Genomic DNA, 18,148 nt, shown 5'->3' with positions numbered 1-18,148 from the left:
GGCTGGCGTCCAGTGAGAGACACGAAACGAATCAGAACCATGGGAGAAAAAACAATGCGCAAGACAAGAATCTGGCTGGCATTTCTCTTCGCCGCCCTGCTGGCGTCCGCAACCCCTTACATCCTGGCCCAGGATGCTGCAGCAGGCAAGATCCACGGTCACGCGGTAGATCCGGTCGGAGCACCGATCGCTAACACGAAGGTAGAAGTCAGCACCGACGGCAAGACCGCCAAGTACACCTTCCAGACCGACGCGAACGGTGACTATAAGGGCGACGGAGTTGCTCCCGGAACGTACGTCGTCACCCTCTTCAACACCGAAGGAAAGCCGATCGATCAGTTCCCGAACATTAAGGTCACTGCCGGCACCGACACCGCGCAGGACTTCGACCTGGGCCGCCCCGAGTACGTGGCCAAGATGACGCCCGAGCAGCGCAAGCAGCTTGAAGAGGTGAAGTCGAAGAACGCCGAAGCGAACAAGGAAAACGCCGTCATCAAGAACCTGAATGGCGATCTGGCCAAAGCTCGCCAGGACAACAAGGATAAGAACTACGCCGATGCGGAATCGATCATGACCAAGGACACTACGGCCAAGCCGGATGCCTCGGTTCTATGGGTCGAACTCGGTGTTGCCCAGAAGGGCCTGAAGAAGTACGACGACTCCATCACCTCGCTGAAGAAGGCCGTCGATCTCGAGACTGCCGGCAAGAAGAACCCTGATGTGCTGGCCGCCGCGAACGATGCCCTTGGCGAATCCCTGGCCATGACCGGCAAGTATCCTGAAGCCGCTGCTGCCTATGATGCTGCTGCAACCGCCGATCCGAAGAATGCTTCCATGCACTACAGCAACGAGACGATCATCATGAGCCGCACAGGCCAGATGGACGCCACCGTTGCCGCTGCCGATAAGGCCATTGCGGCTGATCCCAATAAACCGATCCCCTACTACCTCAAGGGACAAGCCCTGATCAACAAGGCCTCGGTCGATCCGAAGACCAACAAGATCGTCGGACCTCCCGGATGCGAAGAGGCTTATCAGAAGTATCTTGAACTCGACCCGAACGGACCATTTGCCGCCGACGCCAAGAACGTCATCGCTGAAATGGGCTCCACCGTTCAGAGCAGCTACAAGGCCAAGAAGAAGTAACCCACCCCGGTGGGAATTTGAAAGGGCGCCTCATCGGCGCCCTTTTGCTTTTCGCTAAAATTACCGGTGTGAATCTTTTCTCGTATACAGCGGCCGCGGAGATCGTCCGCGAGCAGGCCCTGTCTCTTCCATCCCGCCCGAATCGCACCGAAATTCTCTCTCTGACATCGAACCTCAGCCAGCTGTTGGGCCGGGTTCTGGCCGTACAAGTCCTTGCGGACCGCGACCAGCCGCCCTTTAACAGGTCGACTCGCGACGGATTTGCCTGCCTCGCTGCGGATATTACGCAAGGCAGTACGCTTAAGATTGCTGGGCGCATTCGCGCTGGAGAGATCTGGGCCGGTCCCCGCATCGCAAGCGGGCAGGCAGTCGAAATCATGACCGGCGCCCCGGTACCAGAGGGCGCTGACTGCGTGCTGATGATCGAGCATGCAGTCGTTAGCGGAGATGCCCTGACCGCCCAGCCAGGAAAGCGACTTGCAGCAGGAGAGAACATCGTTCCGATCGGCTCCGAGGCCGCGCAAGGCTCTGTCGTCGTCGCTCCCGGAACGGTCCTCGGCCCCCACCACCTGGCTACGGCCGCGTCCTGCGGATACGAGGAGCTCGAAGTCTTCCTACGGCCACGCGTCGCCATCGTCTCAACCGGCGATGAACTGGTAAGCATCTCGGAAACGCCTCTGCCGCACCAGATCCGCAATTCGAACAGCTACTCGATGGCTGCACTGGTTCTGCAGCATGGCGGCGAGCCCGTCATCTTCCCGGTGGTGCGCGACAGCCTCGAATCCACAATGCATGTTATTCGCTGCGTGCTGGAGTCGGATATCGACCTGCTGCTGCTCTCCGGCGGCGTCTCGATGGGGAAATACGACTTCGTCGAAGAGGCACTCGCAGAGTTCGGCGCGGAGTTCTTCTTCACCGGGGCGCGCATCCAGCCGGGTAAGCCTGTCGTCTTCGGCAGGATTCCTGGCGCGATGTACTTCTTCGGACTGCCCGGCAATCCCCTCTCGGCGATCACGACCTTTACGCTTTTCGCCGCTCCGCTGCTTGCCGGACTAGCAGGACGCCGCGAGACAGGACCGCAGTTTCTCGAAGCACGGCTGGGCAAGGCGATCCAGCCGAAGAAAGATCTCACCCGGTTCATGCTTGCGTTTATCGAGAGTTCAGCGAACGGCGCAACGGTGCGAACCATCTCGAACCAGGGATCTGGCGATCTGGCTGCAATCTCACGCGCAAATGCCCTCACCCTGATACCCGAAGGCGAAAGCCCATGGCCCGAGGGCACGACGGTTTCAGTGCTGATGCTCTAGGCTATGACTATGGGGAAACTTTCACATTTCGATGAGCATGGCCAGGCACACATGGTCGATGTAAGCGCCAAGGCCGCAACCCGGCGCGAGGCACGCGCCTACGCTTTCGTTGCGCTTTCTCCTGCTGTTATCGAAGCTCTGCCGGAAAACCCCAAGGGAGACCCATTGGAAGTCGCCCGCTTCGCCGGAATTCAGGCCGCGAAGAAAACTTCAGACCTCATTCCCATGTGCCACCCCCTGCCGCTCAGCTTTATCGATGTAAGCTGCCGGGTTTTGGATAACGGGATTGAAATCGTAACCACCGCGGCGACAATTTCCGGAACAGGAGTCGAGATGGAGGCGCTGACCGCAGCCTCCGTGGCCGCGCTCACCATCTATGACATGTGCAAGGCCCTCGATAAAGGCATCGTGATCCGCGAGCTGCGGCTCGAGAGCAAAACCGGCGGCAAGAGCAGAGATTTCCACTTTGGCCAGCCCGAATCTTCAGACCGCTGAAGCAAGGTAGACGCCAAACCACTCCCGCTCGTCCGTCCAGGTACGCCGCACCTCAAAGCCGGCGCGGGCTACCAGCTCGTGCACGCGCTGCTCGGTGTATTTGTAACTGTTTTCGGTATGAATCGTCTCGCCGCGCGTGAAGCGCACTTCCAGCTCCAGGGAAGGAATCGATACCTGCTGCGCGATCAGGCTTTCGAGGTGCATCTCGATGCGCGACTGCTCGTTGTTCCAGCGCGCGCGGTGGCGGAAAAGCCGTGGATTAAAGTTTGCGCCAAGATCGCGATTGATGCGCGTGAGCACATTCATGTTGAATGCAGCGGTCACACCGGCTTCGTCGTCGTAGGCACGAATCAGTGTCGAACGCTCCTTCACGCGGTCCACACCAAGCAGCAGGCAGTCGCCCGGGACGAGCCTCTGGCGAACGGTTCGCAGCACCTGCACGGCATCGGACGGCTCAAAGTTGCCGATGCTCGACCCGATGTAGAGCACCATCCGGCGGCAGCCGTTCGCAGGCACCTCATCGAAGCCGTTGGTGTAATCGGAAATGCAGGGGATCACATTCACGCCCGGAATCTCTGCCTCGATCCGCTCCTGGGCCTCAGCCAATGCGCTTTCCGAAACGTCGATCGCCTGATAGTCGACTGACTCCTGGCGTCGAACCGCTGCACGCAGCAGCAGGCCGGTCTTCGATGCCGTTCCTGCACCGAGCTCCAGCATCATGATCCGCTGCGTGGGACGGTCTTCCAGCGCCGCTGCAAGAATCTCGTCCGCATTGGCGGCGAAGATTCCCCTTTCGGTACGCGTCGGATAATACTCGGGCAGATCGGTGATCTGCTCGAAGAGCCGCGAACCTTCGGCGTCATAAAACAGCCATGGCGAGAGTGTCTTGGGCCGTGAGGTAAGCCCTGCGTAAACTTCCGCACCGACCGGCGTGTGTGCTGCTTCCGGCAAAACAAAGATCGAGGAGACTGTATGCATGGGGCCCCGGATGTATGGAATCGTGCCTTAACGGTTAGCCAGTCGAATGCCGGAGAACTGCCACCGGGTCGCTGGCGAAAAGAAGTTACGGTACGTACTGCGGATGTGCGAAGCCGGCGTCACTGCCGATCCTCCACGCAGCACCATCTGGTTGGACATGAACTTGCCGTTGTACTCGCCCAGGGCTCCGGGCAAAGCAGAAAAACCGGGATATCCCAGATAAGCGCTGGCCGTCCACTGCCAGGCATCTCCAAAGAGCGTTTCGCTATTGCCTGCTACCGGGTGCAGATTTCCAGAGTCCAGGAAATTGCCGCGATATTGCTGACCTGCGGAGGCGAGCTCCCATTCCGCTTCGGTAGGCAGTCTCTTGCCTGCCCAACGGGCGAAGGCATCCGCCTCGTAAGAACTCAAATGGCAGACCGGTGTGTGCTGAAGCTGCTCTAACGACTTCAGCCCGCGCAGCGTGAAGATCTTCCACTCGCCGTCCTGCTCGAACCAGTAGAGCGGGGCATTCCATCCCTGTGCCTTGATCGTGTCCCAGCCATCCGAGAGCCACAGCTCAGGACGCTGATAGCCTCCGTCCTTCATGAACGCGAGGTACTCGGCGCAGCTCACGAGCCGGTTGGCAACCTCAAACGGTTCAAGATAAACCTTGTGCCGCGGCAGTTCGTTGTCGAAGCAGAAACCCTCGCCGTCATGTCCGATTTCTACGAGTCCGCCTGCGCAGCCAAGCCAATCGAGCGACGTTCCCTGCCCCTGGGGTAACTCGCCGGCTTTGTACGCCGGATGCAGCGGGTTCGCCCAGAAAGCATTCTTGACGTCGTAAGCGAGCAACTCCTGGTGTTGCTGCTCGTGGTGCAGTCCCAATTCGACCCGCTTGCGAACCTCTTCCTGAGGATCTTTCAGCAACCGAGCCATCGCCTCATCCACATGACTGCGGTAATCAAGAATTTCTCCGATCGTCGGACGCGAGAACGATGCACGCAGCTTCTTCACCGGCTGGTCAGACACCGAGTTGTAGTAGCTGTTGAATAACCAGACGAAATCGGAGTGGAAGGGGCGGTAGCTGGGAAGAAATTCGGAGAGGAGAAAGGTTTCGAAAAACCAGCTGGTGTGCGCGAGATGCCATTTTGCAGGGCTGGCCTCGGGACACGACTGAACCATCATGTCTTCCGGGGTCAGCGGAGTACACAACTCCAATGTCTGCTGACGTACTTTCAGAAAACCGGAGGGAGTTGGTTCGACAGATTCGTGGGAAAGGCTGGATTCCGCGCGCGCCTCCAGCAGGGTGCTTTCAACCGTATTTTTCATCTCAACCCTTGATCGACTGTCGCTTTCGCGATTTCCTCAGGCAGCTGCCTTCGCGCTCCCGATAGTCAGTGGAGATTAGATGCACGTTGCGTCTCCCGGTTACATGGTCGCGTCTATTCTGCAGCCACGGACGCGCAATCTTCCCGAACCGTGTCACTGTACAGAAAACTTCCTGACACTGGCCATGAAAAATCGTCTGACTATAACTGGATTGATATTCGTCTCGCTCTTCATGAGCGGTTTTCTGCCCGCCCAAATGCCCGGGGACGACCAGGGCCAGAGGCAATCGCTGCAGGACCTCGAAGCGCACGGCATCCGTGGAACGGTCACCGCCGTTGCCGGAGATACCGTAACCGTAAAAACCGAGCAGGGCGAGGTTTACAAGGTCGAGACCGGCCCAAATACTCGCATCCGTAAGCAGCGTGACCAGATAAAGATCACCGATCTTCACCCAGGCGACATGGTCGCGGCTGTCGGCGACAAAGACGATAAGGCCAAAACAGTCGGGGCAATCTTTCTGATCGTCTTTGACAGGGAGCAGTACGAGCGGGCGAAAGCTGATTTCGGTAAAACTTGGACAGCAGGTGTCGTCAGCTCCGTCGATGAAACGAAAATCACCATAAAGCGCCCGGATGGCGCGACCCAGGTCGTAACCGTCGACGAAAACACATCCTTTCGAAAGCACCGGCAGAGCATTACCCTGCTCGACATCAAGGCTGGCGACAACATCAGCGCGAGAGGATCGCTGCAGAACGGCAGTTTTCTGGCGACCGTGCTCTCAGTCGGTGGCCCCATGGGTCCAGGCCAAAGGCCGGGTCCTCCCGGAGAAGCCAGGCCGCAGGCCCCGCAGAATCAATAATTAAGCAGAGCAAATTTCTTCATTCAGGAGCTCAATGCGAAGCTGTAAGTTCCTCCTCGCATTCGTACTGGCAACTTCCCAGCTTTCCCCTGCAGCCCAGGGGCAGACCACCCCTGCTGTTTCCGCAGGGGGAACGATTCACGGAAGCGTAAAGTCTGGAAGCACCCCCCTGCCGGGCGTCAGCGTGACGGCAACGAATACGCTGACCGGCAAGAAGTACTTTGCAGCGACCGACGCCAGCGGCAGTTACAGCATGACCATTCCGCAGAACGGGCGCTATGTCGTCCGCACGGAGCTGGCAGCCTTTGCCGAGAGCACACAGGAAGCACTCCTCAACGCCGCGTCACACGATCAGAAGGCGGACTTCGCCCTCATTCTCGCCTCGCGCGCCGCGCAGCAGGAGCAGCAGGCCAGCCAGACCGCGACCAATCAGACGCGCCAATACACGGGTCGCGGGTCGCAGAGCCTTTCCCTCTCCGGAGTAGCCTCGGACCTGATCGCGGCTGCGACCAACACCGCATCCGGCAGTGAGGCGCTCCCTTCCGCCGCATCGAATCCTGATTCCAGCACGGATTCCGTAGCTGTCGCCGGCCAAAACGGCTCGACAAACCCCTTCGCGGGGATGAACCTTGGTGATCGTCCGCTCTCCGCTAACGACGAGGGCGGACCCGGTGGACCTGGGGGTCCCGGCGGCGGCGGTCCAGGCGGTGGAGGACCCGGCGGTGGTGGTCCCGGTGGCGGAGGATTCGGTGGAGGCGGCGGATTCCGAGGCGGTGGCGGCGGAGGACGAGGCTTTGGCGGACGCGGCAACTTCCGCAACTTCAACCCGAACCAGCCGCATGGCTCCATCTACTGGACGGGCGGCAACTCGGCCCTCAACGCGGAACCCTTCTCGCTGCGCGGGCAGGAAACCAGCCAGCCAGCATCGGCGACAAACCAGTTCGGAGCGACTTTCCTCGGCGCGCCCTACATTCCGAAGATCTTCGAGCACGATACGAAGGACTTCCTCTTCTTCACACTCTCGGGGCAGCGCTCGTCTTCACCTGTCGACCAGTACGGAACCGTTCCGACTGCTGCCGAGCGCCAGGGCAACTTCCAGGGGCTGACGACGCAGGCCGGGGCTCCGATCACGATCTACGATCCCTACACCAGCCAGCCTTATGTGAACAACACGATCCCTGCGGCGGAGATCGCACAGCCGGCGACCGCGCTCCTCAGCTATATCCCTCTGCCGAATCTGCCGGGGCAGTTTCAGAACTACAGGCGCCTGACCACGCAGGAGTCGAACAAGACGACCATCAACACACGGCTGATTCATAACTTCGGCAGCCAGGGAAACATGGGCGCGCTGGGCAACTTCATCCGCCGCCAGATGGGGCAGGCATCGCCGGGGCTTCACCAGAACATCAGCGCCAACTTCAACTACAGCCACACCGCCAGTGACTCGCTCGGTCTCTTCCCCGAGTTCGACGGCAAGACACAGAGCAACCAGTACTCGCTGCAGCTGCAGTACTCCATCAGCAAGGGGCGCCTCTCGAACATCTCCAGCTTGAACTGGAATCGCACCGGCGCCGCAACCCGCAACAACTTCACCAACGGAACCAATGTGGCCGGCGCAATCGGCCTCGGAGGTCTGCCTACCAATCCGCTGCTGTATGGATTGCCCGATGTCACGCTGAACCAGTTCTCAAGCTTCAGCGAAGTGCAGCCATTGACGCAGACCAATCAGACCATCTCATTTAGTGACACGCTGGCGTGGATCCACAAAAAGCACAACATGCGTTTCGGAGGCGACGTACGCCGCGTGCACCTGGACCTGCTCGGCCAGACGAACTCCACCGGCACCTATACATTTACCGGCCTCTACACGCAGGCTCCCGGAACCGATCCGAACGAGCCCAGCGGCGCTTCGACAACCGGATCTTCGATGGCGGATCTTCTACTCGGCTTTCCGCAGCAGACCGCGCTGCAGGCTCCGTATCAGAAATCGTACCTGCGAGAGAACGTGATCGACGCCTACGCGCAGGACGACTGGCGCGTGCTATCATCGCTCACGATCAATGCCGGGCTTCGCTGGGAATATTTCTCGCCTTACTCCGAGAAGGACGACCGCCTCGCCACACTCGACGTGGGCAACAACTTCGCTTCGGTCGCGACGGTCACGCCAAACAGCATCGGCAAATTCACCGGCAAGTTCCCCCGCACACTCGTCAATCCTGAGAAGGATGATTTCTCGCCACGCATCGGTATCGCATGGCGAGCCTGGAAGGATACCGTTGTGCGCACCGGCTACGGCATCAACTTTGCGAACGGCCAGTACGTAAAGTTCGTGCAGGACTTCGCCTTCCAGCCGCCATTCGCAGACGTGCAGACCAACGAGAACACCATCGGTCAGTTGCCGACCTACACGCTGGCAAACGGATTCCCTTCTCCGCAAACAGACGGCAACTACGCCGTCAATAAGAACTACAAGCTGCCCTACGTGCAGGTGTGGAATATCGATGTGCAGCGCACTATCCCGCTCGGCATCGTGCTCAACGTAGGCTACAACGGCAGCAAGGGCACGCGCCTCGATATCGTCGATGCACCGGGCCGCACCGCTACCGAGTCTTTAAGCGGAGTGCTTTACGACTACGAAGACTCGGTCGCCTTCTCGAACTTCAACGCCTTGACGGTGCGCGCACGCAAGCGCATGCAGAACGGCGTGGCACTCGGCGCGACCTATACCTACTCGCACTCCATCGACAACGCAACATCGATCGGCGGCAACGGCGGCACCTCTGCGGGTATCGCACAGAACTGGCAGGATCTGAAGGCGGAGGAATCGAACTCGAGCTTCGACGTTCGCCACAAGGTCACCGGCGATTATGTCTTCGAACTGCCCTTCGGACCCGACGAGCATTTCCTGAACAGCAACAACACGCTCTCGAAAGCATTGAACGGACTCTCCGTCTCCGGAACCTTCACCTTCGCAACCGGCTCACCTTTAACGCCAACCGTCGAAGCAGCAGTGGCCGACGTCGCTCGCGGCAGCACCGGATCGCTGCGTCCCGACCGTGTACCCGGTGTTTCGCTCACAGCCGGCGGAGGAACAGCCGGCTCATGGTTCAACCGCGCGGCCTTCACGACAGCAGCGAACGTCTACGGCACGGCATCGCGCTATTCGATTCCCGGCCCCGGCACCATTACCAACAACATGTCTCTCTCGAAGACGCAGCGCTTCAGCCAGATGAAGACGCTCGAAGTGCGCGCCACCCTCGCCAACGTCTTCAACACCGTTCAGTACTCGGGTGTCGACACAATCTACGGCTCGGGCACCTTTGGCCAGGTGACAAGCGCCGCGGCCATGCGGCAGTTCACATTCCTCGCGCGGTACCGGTTCTAAGGAGACCCTATGACAAAATTCCGTCTCCACGCCTCCCTGCTTGCTCTGCTGATGGCCGCTCCGCTGGCCGCACAGCAGTCTGGTGATCAGCAGGCCTTCACCCTCAAGGTGAACAGCGACATCGTCCTCACCAACGTCGTCGTGCGCGACAAGAAAACCGGCGATGTCGTACGCGGACTCACCGCGAAAGACTTCACCGTGCTCGAAAACGGCAAGCCGCAGCGCATCGAGAGCTTCGACTTTGAAAGCGTCGACCAGGCTGCGCCGCTGAACGAAGCCACCATCAGCGGGCAGAACGGTAAAGGTCTCTTCAACGCAAAGACCGGCATCGCCAAGCCCGAAGAATTACGTAACCATCGCCTGATCGTTTTCTTCTTCGACCTGACATCGATGCAGCCCGAAGACCTTGAGCGCTCGCAGGAAGCAGCCCGCAACTTCATCAACAGCAAGATGCAGCCGGCAGACATCGTCGCGGTAGCGTCGCTCGACACCAGCCTCTCACTCGATCAGGACTTCACGCAGAACAAGCAGCTGTTGCTGAACGCCGTGAACAGCTACGGCGGCGATCAGGGTCAGGGCTTTCAGCCCGGGGCAACCAGCACATCGAACCAGACCGAAGACACCTCGTCCTTCACCGCCGACGAAAGCGAATATAACGACCTCAACACCGACCGGGAACTCTTTGCCATCTCCTCGATCTCGAAGTCGCTTGCATATATCAACGAGAAGAAGTCGATGCTGTATTTCTCGGGCGGTATCCAGCGCGACGGCATCGAGAACCAGGCCTCGCTGCGCTCGGCGATCAACGCGGCAGTGCGTGCGAACCTCTCGATCTACAGTGTAGACACGCGCGGCCTGCAGGCCATCTCACCGCTTGGCGATGCCTCGACTGGAAGCCTGCGCGGCGCAAACAGCTACAACGGCGCGGCGATCCAGAACAACTTCGACTCGAACTTCAACACGCAGGAAGTGATGGCCACGCTCTCGTCGGACACTGGCGGCAAGGCCTTCTTCGATAACAACGACTTCTCTCCCGCCTTCGAACGCGTACAGCGCGACACCTCCGCGTATTACGTGATCGGCTTCCGCTCTACCGATACGCGCCGCGACGGACGCTATCGCAGGCTTGCGATCAAGCTCAATCGGAACGACCTGAAGCTCGAGTTTCGTCCCGGCTACTACGCACCGGCTGACTTCCAACACTCGAACCGCGAAGATCGCGAACGCGAGCTTGAGGACGAGTTGTCGAGCGACCTGCCTGCAACCGACGTCAGTGTCTACCTCGAAGCGCTCTACTTCCGCACCGACGACACACACTACTATGTGCCGGTGTCGATTGTCGTGCCGGGCTCGCAGATCCCCTTCGTGAAGGGCGGCGACCGCGACAAGGCCACGCTCGACATCATCGGCGTGGTGAAGGACACAGCAGGGCACGAGATCGGCCAGGCACGCGACACCGTCAAGCTCTCCATCGATCAGGCACAGCAGGTGCGGCAGAAGAACGTGCAGTATTCCACCGGCTTCAACCTGCCGATCGGGAAATATCACCTGAAGTTTGTAGTGCGAGAAAACGAGACGGGCCGCATGGGTTCGTTCGAAGCCGACATCAACGTTCCCGATCAGCGAAAGCTTCCGCTGAAGATGAGCTCCGTCGTGCTGGGCAACCAGCGCATCCCCGCGGCAAAGCACGTCGACAGCCCGATGGTGCAGGATGGCCAGCAGATCGTGCCTAACCTGCCGCATGTATTCCGGCAGGACCAGCATCTCTATTTCCTCTACGAGGTCTACGCTCCCGCCCACGCAGGCGATGCGAAGAAGGGTCCGGTAAAGGTGCTGACCAGCATCGAGTTCCTCAACGGCAACGTCAAGGCATTCGAAACGCCACTGGTCGAGGCAACGGCCATCAACATTCCGGGGCGCGATGCAATCGCCTTCCAGTTCGATGTGCCGTTGGCGGGCTTGAAAACCGGACAGTACACCTGCCAGGTAAATGTGATCGACGACGCGGGCGGCAGCTTCAGCTTTCCACGAACCGCCGTGCTCATTCGCGAACCGGCAGCACAACCACCGGCGACACCCGCTCCGCCACCTGCACCGGGGCAATAATACAGAAGCACAAAGGCGCATCGACTATCGATGCGCCTTTGTGCTTTTCAAGCCGGATGCCGGGCGCCATTGTTCTTTGAGCTCGTGATGAACACACTATAGTGAAGCCGCGCTTCGTATCAGGGCACGGCTTCAGCCGTGCCATTAAGCCACACACCTCAAGGGGCTTTAGCCCCTGAGGTATCTCCATCGCGCTCCTCGCGCCAAGGGCAATGCCTGCAACCGGAGTTGCAACACGCACCGCGCTTGAGATGGTAAGCCTCGGTGAATACGAGATAAGGACCATCCATGTAATAGTCCTCACCTTCAATCAATGGCTGTGATGGCTCAGGCAAGAGCACTTCCTTCAACGCCAAGCGACTGAAAGAGGCTCGCCGCATGCAGAGCAGGCTCTTCCACCGGTTGCGGAGATACCTGCGGCTGAGGCCAGGTCACCGTGCGCCCGGGAATCGACGGAGGCCGCTCGCCCGAAATCACGATACCAATCAGGTTCATCGGGTCGGCAGCCGAATATGTAACTTCCACGGTGTCATGACCCCGGCGGCGCAGCTCGCGCAACGACTCCAGCGCCTCGGGCAACGCGAACTGCTCCCCTCCAAGACCTGAAACGAAGCGCCCGCCACGCACCACGCCACGCGATTCCAGCCGGCGAAGCAAGGGCAGCAGCTCCCGCCACGGCGGCATCGCAGACTCGCGCTCCATCAGGTCGCGGAAGACGACGCCATACCGGCGCAACAGCGTCTGGCATGCGGACTCGATGCGCGCCTCGTGCAAGGCGGCGCGCTCACCCGCGCTCATGATGTCATCGTGGTGAGAACACAGCAGCCCCCATCGGCCTGTCGTGTTGCGGCGCTGCGCTGCCGGCTTCACGCGCGACGGAGTCGCAAACATCTGCTTTCGCCGAGGATCGACCAACACACGCAGGCTGTCAAAGCCGTCGGCTGTCACCAGTCCTGCAGCTACCAGCTCCCACAGGGCGTGGTTCACCTCGTCCGCACTCGCGCCCATCGTGCGAACAAGATCTGCCGGGAAGATCGCCCCGCGCTCCACGAAAAGTCTCCGCAGGCGATTAGCCAGCGGACTCAGCGAAGCTTCCAGGCTGGCCTCGGGAATTTGTCGCTGTTCGAGGCACAAATCCATCCACAGTGATTCCTCGCGCAGGAAAAACGTGATCGGTGCCATGCCAGTGGGAATCACACGCTTCGGGCCGCCGCTCTCCGCCGAACTGAACGCAGGATGCGGCGAGATACGACCCCAGCCGATGACGCCGGTGAGCGTAAGCGAATCGAGCCAGCGCGGATCATAGTTCGCGACCCGCTGCGGCAGCAGCGACCGCTCCCATTCGACCGCCGGAGCCTCGAAGCCCTCAAGTCCACGAATCGCCTCGATGACTCCCTGCTCGCCCGTGAGTTGCCGCTGCGGACCGAGGTGCTGCCAGTCGAGCAGGAAGCGCATATACACATTGGGAGTGACGGGCTCCACCTGCTTGCGCAGCGATTGCAACGTGTTCTTATGAATGCGCTGCAGCAGGCGCCGCTCGCACCATTCAATGTCCTGATCCTCGGCTGGCGCCGGCTCATAGATTTCAAAACGCCCACGCAGAATAAGCCCGGCCATCTCCAGCCGCAGCATCTGCTTCCAGATCTCGCTCGCCACCACTCCTAAACGATCGCCGAGGCTGCGCGAGGTGACAGGGCCAAGGATCGTCATCCACTGCTGCACAGCCTTGCGCAGAACATCGTCCGCATTCGGCAGACTTGCCGGGATCGGCGACGCGGCCATAGCGATGTCAGGCCATAACAGGCGCAAATCTTCCACACGCTCAGCAGCGACAAGATACTCGCGTCCGCTGCGGCTTACCATCTCGACACGCTGGTGCCGTTCGAGCGGTGCAAGATACCCTCGCCACGCTGCGGGGATCGTCTCAATCGGAACGATAACGAGGGCGCAGAGAAGATCGTGCAGCTCATGCTCATCGCGAGGGTCAGGCCAGACCTGCCTGCGCAGATCGCTGATGGCATCGGGCGAGAGCCTTCCCGCTTCGCCAAGCAGTTCATCCGGAAGCTTGCCGCGCATGGCCACAGCGCGCGCACGCCGCTCTTCAAGGCCTGCTTCATCGAGAAATGCATTGGGATTGGCATTGAGCAGCTCGTGCGAAAACACAGAAGGCGTCGTGGTATCCACCGCAAGGCACTGGATACGCCCCGAGTGCATGGCATCGATCACAGCCTTCAGTCCATCGAGATCCATCGCCTCGCCGAGCACATCGCGCATCACCTCGCGCACCAGCGGATGGTCGGGAATCTCGATATCGCCTTCGATATTTTCCTGGCAGGCCGCTACCTGCGGAAAGACCCCGGCAAGCAGATCATCCGAACGCATGCGCTGAATCTGCGGCGGAACCTTCCTGCCTTTCTGAAAGCGCAGCAGCTGCAGGCTTCGTGCCGCATCCCAGCGCCATCGTGCCTTGAAGATCGGCGACGTCAGCGACGCCTGCTGTAGCAGCTCCGTCACCGTCTCAACCGTGAGGAAGTGAAAGACGTCGCTGAGCGGAAAGCTGTGCTGCTCGGCGAGAGAAATGTTGAGGCCGTTATCGGTAGCCGCTGCCTGCAGCTCGAAGTTGAATCCCCGGCAGAAGCGTTTGCGCAGGGCGAGTCCCCAGGCCTTGTTGATCCGCCCGCCAAATGGCGCATGCAGAATCAACTGCATGCCTCCGCCTTCATCAAAAAACCTTTCTGCAACCACGGTAGTTACAGATGGGACTGTCCCAAGCACTGCACGGCCGGCGACGATGTAAGCAATCAGCTGTTCCGCCGCGGAGTCATTGAGTGCGCATTCTTCCTTCAACCACGCGACGGTTTCAGCAACTACGGGATATGTCTGGGAAAGATGCCCAGGCATCATGCCTTTGGTCCGGCGATCGAGCTCCAGGCGCAGATCGGAAACGAACTCCGACAGCTCGCGCGTGCGCTGCGGAGCCTCTCCTGTCCAGAATGGCAGGCTCGGCGGCTCGCCGTGAGCGTCTTCCACCAGCACGCGACCAGCCGACTCAACTTTCTGAATGCGCCAGCTGGTGTTACCGAGCAGGATCACATCGCCCGGAGAAGAGTCGACCGCGAAGTGCTCATCGAGCGTGGCAATCTGCACGCCCTCCGGTTGCATGATCACGGGAAAAAGCGGCGTGTCCGGTATGGTGCCGCCATTGGTCACCGCCGTGAGCCGCGCGCCGCGTCTCGCCTGCAGCCGCCCCTGCACGCGATCACGGAGGATATACGCACCGAAACGTCCACGGCTGGATTCGATCCCTTCCGCAAGCAGGCAGAGCGCCTCTTCGAAAGCAGTCCACGTCAGGTCACGATAAGGATGCGCGCGACGAAACAGTTCATACAGATCCCGCTCATGCCAGGGCTCTGCAGCGCAGGCGGCGACGATCTGCTGCATCAGCACATCGATGGGCGCGGACGGTATCTCCAGCCGATCGAGCGTGCCGCTGCGCATGGCGCGCACCAACGCGGCGTGTTCGAGAAGGTCATCGCGTGTCGTCGCGAAGAGGCGTCCCTTGGGGATGGCTCCGCGCCAGTGACCGGCGCGGCCCACGCGCTGCATCGCCGTAGCAATGGCTCGCGGCGAATTGATCTGGCAGACAAGGTCCACCGTACCGATGTCGATACCGAGCTCCAGCGAAGCCGTAGCCACGAGGATGCGGATCTCTCCATCCTTCAAACGCCGCTCCGCTTCCAGACGCAGCTTTCGCGAGAGACTTCCATGATGCGCTGCTACATTCTCAGCACCGACGCGTTCGCCAAGCGCAAAGGCCAGCCGTTCGGCCATGCGGCGCGTGTTCACAAAGACGAGCGTGGAGCGATGCTGCTCGGCGAGCGCGACCAGCCGCGTATGAATGCTGTCCCACACAGCCTGCGAAGCCACAGCGCCAAGCTCGTCGTCGGGTATCTCAATCTCAAGATCCATCCGGCGTCGCGTCCCGGTCTGGACAATCTCAACCTCTGCCTCGCGGCTGCCCGCAAGAAACGCGCCCACCAGTTCGATGGGATTCTGCGTTGCGGATAACCCAATGCGCTGCGGAGCAACGTGACCAGTGATCCAATCGCCCGGCGTTAACCGGTTCTCACCGGCCACCAGCGCATCGAGTCTTTCGAGTGTTAGCGCCAGGTGCGAGCCGCGCTTATCGTCAGCAACCGCGTGGATTTCATCGACGATTACCGTGCGCACGGCACGCAAATTTTGCCGGCTCTTCTCCGAGGTGACCAGGATGTAAAGCGACTCGGGCGTGGTCACGAGAATGTGCGGCGGATTCGTGAGCATCTTGCGCCGCTCGGCAGGCAGCGAATCCCCGGTACGCACTGCGGCGCGTATGGGAGGACAGAGATAGCCACGTTCGAGAGCAAGCTGCTGAATCTCGCGCAGGGGCATTTCGAGATTCTTCTGAATGTCGTTCGACAGCGCCTTGAGCGGCGAGACATACACCACCTGCGTGCGGGCTTCGAGACGGCCCTCGACCGCCTGGCGCAGCAGCGAGTCGATTGCCACGAGAAATGCCGAAAGCGTCTTGCCCGAACCGGTTGGTGCGGAGATCAGCGTTGGCTTGCCGGAGAGGATATGCGGCCAGCCCTGCTCCTGCGGTTCGGTAGGCGTGCCGAAGCGGCTCACGAACCACTCCTGCACCACCGGATGAGCCCAGTCGAGGGTCTCCGGGATGGTGAACGACTGCTGCATCTGGGTATTGTACGGCGATTTTCGATTCTTCTTCGCCTTCAATCACTTGCGGGACTTAACGGTTTCCTTATGGCAACTTTCAGGCTTCTTTACGGCTTCGCGCATGAAATAGGAACTGCCGGTGAGGACCGGCGGAGGAAATATGGGCACCTTTCGAACAAGCAGGCCGTTACTCGTAGACGCAACGCAGTGCAAGGAAGCGCAGACCATCACCACGGACATGGGCTTCCGGCACGTGAAAAAGGGCGAGTGGATTGTGCGCGGCGAGGACGGCGAATGCTATGTGGTTGACGACGAGTTTTTTCAGCGAACCTTCCTGCCGTTTCAGACTTACCCCTGGGAAGGCGCCGCGGAAGGAAAACACTATGGCAGCTGATGCCGCGTCTACGCCGCAGCCCACAGGCCATGCAGACCGAGTAGAACGCCTTCGCAAAAGATTGCGCATCAAGCTGGACAGCCTGCGCAAAAGTCGCGAATGAAACCGTAAGATAACAGTGTGAAGACCGCACTGTTCCCACCCTCCGAGGGGCGCCCGAGCCTGTGAAGATCCGCCCCTCGTTCCGTGCGCCATGGATACTTTTCTGGGCAGGCTGGCTGGTACGCGTGGTCTACATCACCGTCGCCCACACCTATCGATTCCGGCCCTTTGAAGATCACTTCACCTATGCCTACGAGATGGGCCGTATCGCCCGCGCTCTCGTCACTGGCTTTGGCTACTCCGACCCCTTCAACGGACACACCGGCCCCACCGCCTGGCTACCGCCGCTCTATCCCCTGCTGATCGCCGCCGCCTTCAAGCTGTTCGGCGTGTACTCGCTCAAGGCCGCATGGGTGCTGCTGGTGATGAACAGCGCGTTCTCGGCGGCCACAGCGATGTGCGTGTACGAAATTGCCTGGCGTTGTTTCAACCCCAGGGTCGCCAACTGGTCGGGATGGATTTGGGCGCTGTATCCCGCGGCGCTGCAGTACGGCGTGCGTTGGATCTGGGAGACGACGCTCTCGGTTTTTCTGCTCATGGCGATCCTCCTACTCGCAATGCGCATGCGAGGCATCGGAGAGCACGAAAGCGAAACACAGCAAACCACCGGGCACTGGCTGCTCTTCGGGCTGCTCTGGGGCATGGTTGCGCTGTCGAACCCCGCGCTGCTGCTCTTTCTACCTGTCTGCGGATTGTGGCTGCTCACAGGCCATCGCAATTTCGCACGCGGCCTCGTACAGGCCACTCTGGCCGGAATTCTTTTCATCGCCTGCATATCGCCGTGGGTCATCCGCAACTGGCGCGTCTTTCACACCTTTATTCCTATGCGCGACAACTTCGGCGCCGAGCTCTACGCGGGCAACGGACCCGGCTCTTACGGCTTCCGCTACGGCGTGTTGATCGGCCTGCCTGAACGCGACCCTCAGCACCAGCTCTACACTAAGCTTGGTGAAGTAGCGTACGTGCATGAACGCGGCCTGCTGGCCAAGGCATACATCAAAGCGCACCCGCGGCATTTCCTGGTGCTCACGCTCAATCGCATTTACTTCTTCTGGGCAAGCGTACCGCACCCTACTCAGAAGCATGATTTCCTCGATATTGTGCGGCAGCTCAACTTCTGCCTTCCCAGCATCACCGGGATACTCGGCCTGCTGCTGGCTTTGCGGCGTAGGGTGCCTGCTGCCGGGCTGCTTGGATGGGCCTTCGTTCTGCTCCCTCTCACGTACTATTTTGTAACCGTAGAGGCACGATTCCGGCATCCGCTGGAGCCGCTGATCGTCATCTTCTCTGTTTACCTGTTTCAGTCAGCCACGCCGAAAAAGACTGCAGCTCTAAGCTAAACTCGCGAT

12 protein-coding genes are annotated in these 18,148 nt (G+C 60.2%); 8 read left to right on the top strand and 4 right to left on the bottom strand.

Translation table 11 applies throughout. The annotated features are described in order from the left end of the window. The first annotated feature begins 54 nt into the window (after positions 1–54). The 3 genes from LJD29_RS11495 to moaC are packed head-to-tail and all read left to right on the top strand — an operon-like array spanning position 55 to position 2,948. Positions 55–1,146 carry a carboxypeptidase regulatory-like domain-containing protein gene (locus LJD29_RS11495; protein WP_446741676.1) on the top strand — a complete coding sequence of 364 codons (1,092 nt, stop codon included), beginning with the start codon at positions 55–57 and terminating at the stop codon, positions 1,144–1,146. A gap of 44 nt (positions 1,147–1,190) precedes the next feature. Continuing rightward, positions 1,191–2,453: a molybdopterin molybdotransferase MoeA gene (locus tag LJD29_RS11490; protein ID WP_446741675.1), complete on the top strand. Its 1,263-nt coding sequence runs from the start codon at positions 1,191–1,193 to the stop codon at positions 2,451–2,453. A 9-nt stretch (positions 2,454–2,462) separates the two neighbouring features. Continuing rightward, positions 2,463–2,948, top strand: a complete 486-nt coding sequence (gene moaC / locus LJD29_RS11485) for a cyclic pyranopterin monophosphate synthase MoaC (protein ID WP_446741674.1) — start codon at positions 2,463–2,465, stop codon at positions 2,946–2,948. Here moaC and egtD read toward each other — a convergent pair. Both egtD and egtB read right to left on the bottom strand, forming a co-directional pair. Further along, positions 2,937–3,926, bottom strand: coding sequence for an L-histidine N(alpha)-methyltransferase (gene egtD, locus LJD29_RS11480; protein ID WP_446741673.1), 990 nt, complete (start codon positions 3,924–3,926; stop codon positions 2,937–2,939). The two genes, moaC and egtD, sit on opposite strands and share 12 nt — an antisense overlap. Positions 3,927–3,953: 27 nt before the next feature. Continuing rightward, a complete protein-coding gene (egtB, locus tag LJD29_RS11475) occupies positions 3,954–5,237 on the bottom strand; it encodes an ergothioneine biosynthesis protein EgtB (protein ID WP_446741672.1) in 1,284 nt (427 codons plus the stop codon). Positions 5,238–5,316: 79 nt separating this feature from the next. On the opposite strand from egtB, the gene LJD29_RS11470 reads away from it, so the two are divergent. The 3 genes from LJD29_RS11470 to LJD29_RS11460 are packed head-to-tail and all read left to right on the top strand — an operon-like array spanning position 5,317 to position 11,587. Beyond that, entirely contained in the window at positions 5,317–6,096 is a 780-nt protein-coding gene (locus LJD29_RS11470; protein WP_446741671.1) for a DUF5666 domain-containing protein, read from the top strand. 34 nt (positions 6,097–6,130) lie between these two features. Beyond that, entirely contained in the window at positions 6,131–9,481 is a 3,351-nt protein-coding gene (locus LJD29_RS11465) for an outer membrane beta-barrel protein (RefSeq protein ID WP_446741670.1), read from the top strand. Positions 9,482–9,490: 9 nt separating this feature from the next. Further along, positions 9,491–11,587: a VWA domain-containing protein gene (locus LJD29_RS11460; RefSeq protein WP_446741669.1), complete on the top strand. Its 2,097-nt coding sequence runs from the start codon at positions 9,491–9,493 to the stop codon at positions 11,585–11,587. 158 nt (positions 11,588–11,745) lie between these two features. On the opposite strand, the gene LJD29_RS11455 is transcribed toward LJD29_RS11460, so the two are convergent. Both LJD29_RS11455 and LJD29_RS11450 read right to left on the bottom strand, forming a co-directional pair. Next, on the bottom strand, positions 11,746–11,967 hold the full coding sequence (locus LJD29_RS11455; RefSeq protein WP_446741668.1) for a C1orf53 family protein: 222 nt from the start codon (positions 11,965–11,967) through the stop codon (positions 11,746–11,748). Then, a complete protein-coding gene (locus LJD29_RS11450) occupies positions 11,915–16,321 on the bottom strand; it encodes a DEAD/DEAH box helicase (protein ID WP_446741667.1) in 4,407 nt (1,468 codons plus the stop codon). Before LJD29_RS11450 ends, LJD29_RS11455 begins: the two co-directional genes overlap by 53 nt. Positions 16,322–16,463: 142 nt before the next feature. Between LJD29_RS11450 and LJD29_RS11445 the strand changes: the two genes are divergently transcribed. Both LJD29_RS11445 and LJD29_RS11440 read left to right on the top strand, forming a co-directional pair. Next, a complete protein-coding gene (locus tag LJD29_RS11445) occupies positions 16,464–16,697 on the top strand; it encodes a hypothetical protein (protein ID WP_446741666.1) in 234 nt (77 codons plus the stop codon). Positions 16,698–16,861: 164 nt separating this feature from the next. Then, a complete protein-coding gene (locus LJD29_RS11440; protein ID WP_446741665.1) occupies positions 16,862–18,139 on the top strand; it encodes an ArnT family glycosyltransferase in 1,278 nt (425 codons plus the stop codon). Positions 18,140–18,148 lie beyond the last annotated feature (9 nt).

Origin of the sequence: Silvibacterium acidisoli (assembly GCA_022870745.1) — a bacterium.
Classification (GTDB): Bacteria; Acidobacteriota; Terriglobia; order Terriglobales; family Acidobacteriaceae; genus Silvibacterium.
Note: the sequence above shows the minus strand (reverse complement) of the source record. Positions and strands in the feature narration are given on the sequence as shown.

Excerpts from the sequence above, each read along its gene's own strand:
- LJD29_RS11495 (WP_446741676.1), top strand. The coding sequence starts at position 55 with ATGCGCAAGACAAGAATCTGGCTGGCATTTCTCTTCGCCGCCCTGCTG.
- moaC (WP_446741674.1), top strand. The coding sequence starts at position 2,463 with ATGGGGAAACTTTCACATTTCGATGAGCATGGCCAGGCACACATGGTC.
- egtD (WP_446741673.1), bottom strand. The coding sequence starts at position 3,926 with ATGCATACAGTCTCCTCGATCTTTGTTTTGCCGGAAGCAGCACACACG.
- egtB (WP_446741672.1), bottom strand. The coding sequence starts at position 5,237 with ATGAAAAATACGGTTGAAAGCACCCTGCTGGAGGCGCGCGCGGAATCC.
- LJD29_RS11470 (WP_446741671.1), top strand. The coding sequence starts at position 5,317 with ATGCACGTTGCGTCTCCCGGTTACATGGTCGCGTCTATTCTGCAGCCA.
- LJD29_RS11465 (WP_446741670.1), top strand. The coding sequence starts at position 6,131 with ATGCGAAGCTGTAAGTTCCTCCTCGCATTCGTACTGGCAACTTCCCAG.
- LJD29_RS11460 (WP_446741669.1), top strand. The coding sequence starts at position 9,491 with ATGACAAAATTCCGTCTCCACGCCTCCCTGCTTGCTCTGCTGATGGCC.
- LJD29_RS11455 (WP_446741668.1), bottom strand. The coding sequence starts at position 11,967 with ATGCGGCGAGCCTCTTTCAGTCGCTTGGCGTTGAAGGAAGTGCTCTTG.
- LJD29_RS11450 (WP_446741667.1), bottom strand. The coding sequence starts at position 16,321 with ATGCAGCAGTCGTTCACCATCCCGGAGACCCTCGACTGGGCTCATCCG.
- LJD29_RS11445 (WP_446741666.1), top strand. The coding sequence starts at position 16,464 with ATGGGCACCTTTCGAACAAGCAGGCCGTTACTCGTAGACGCAACGCAG.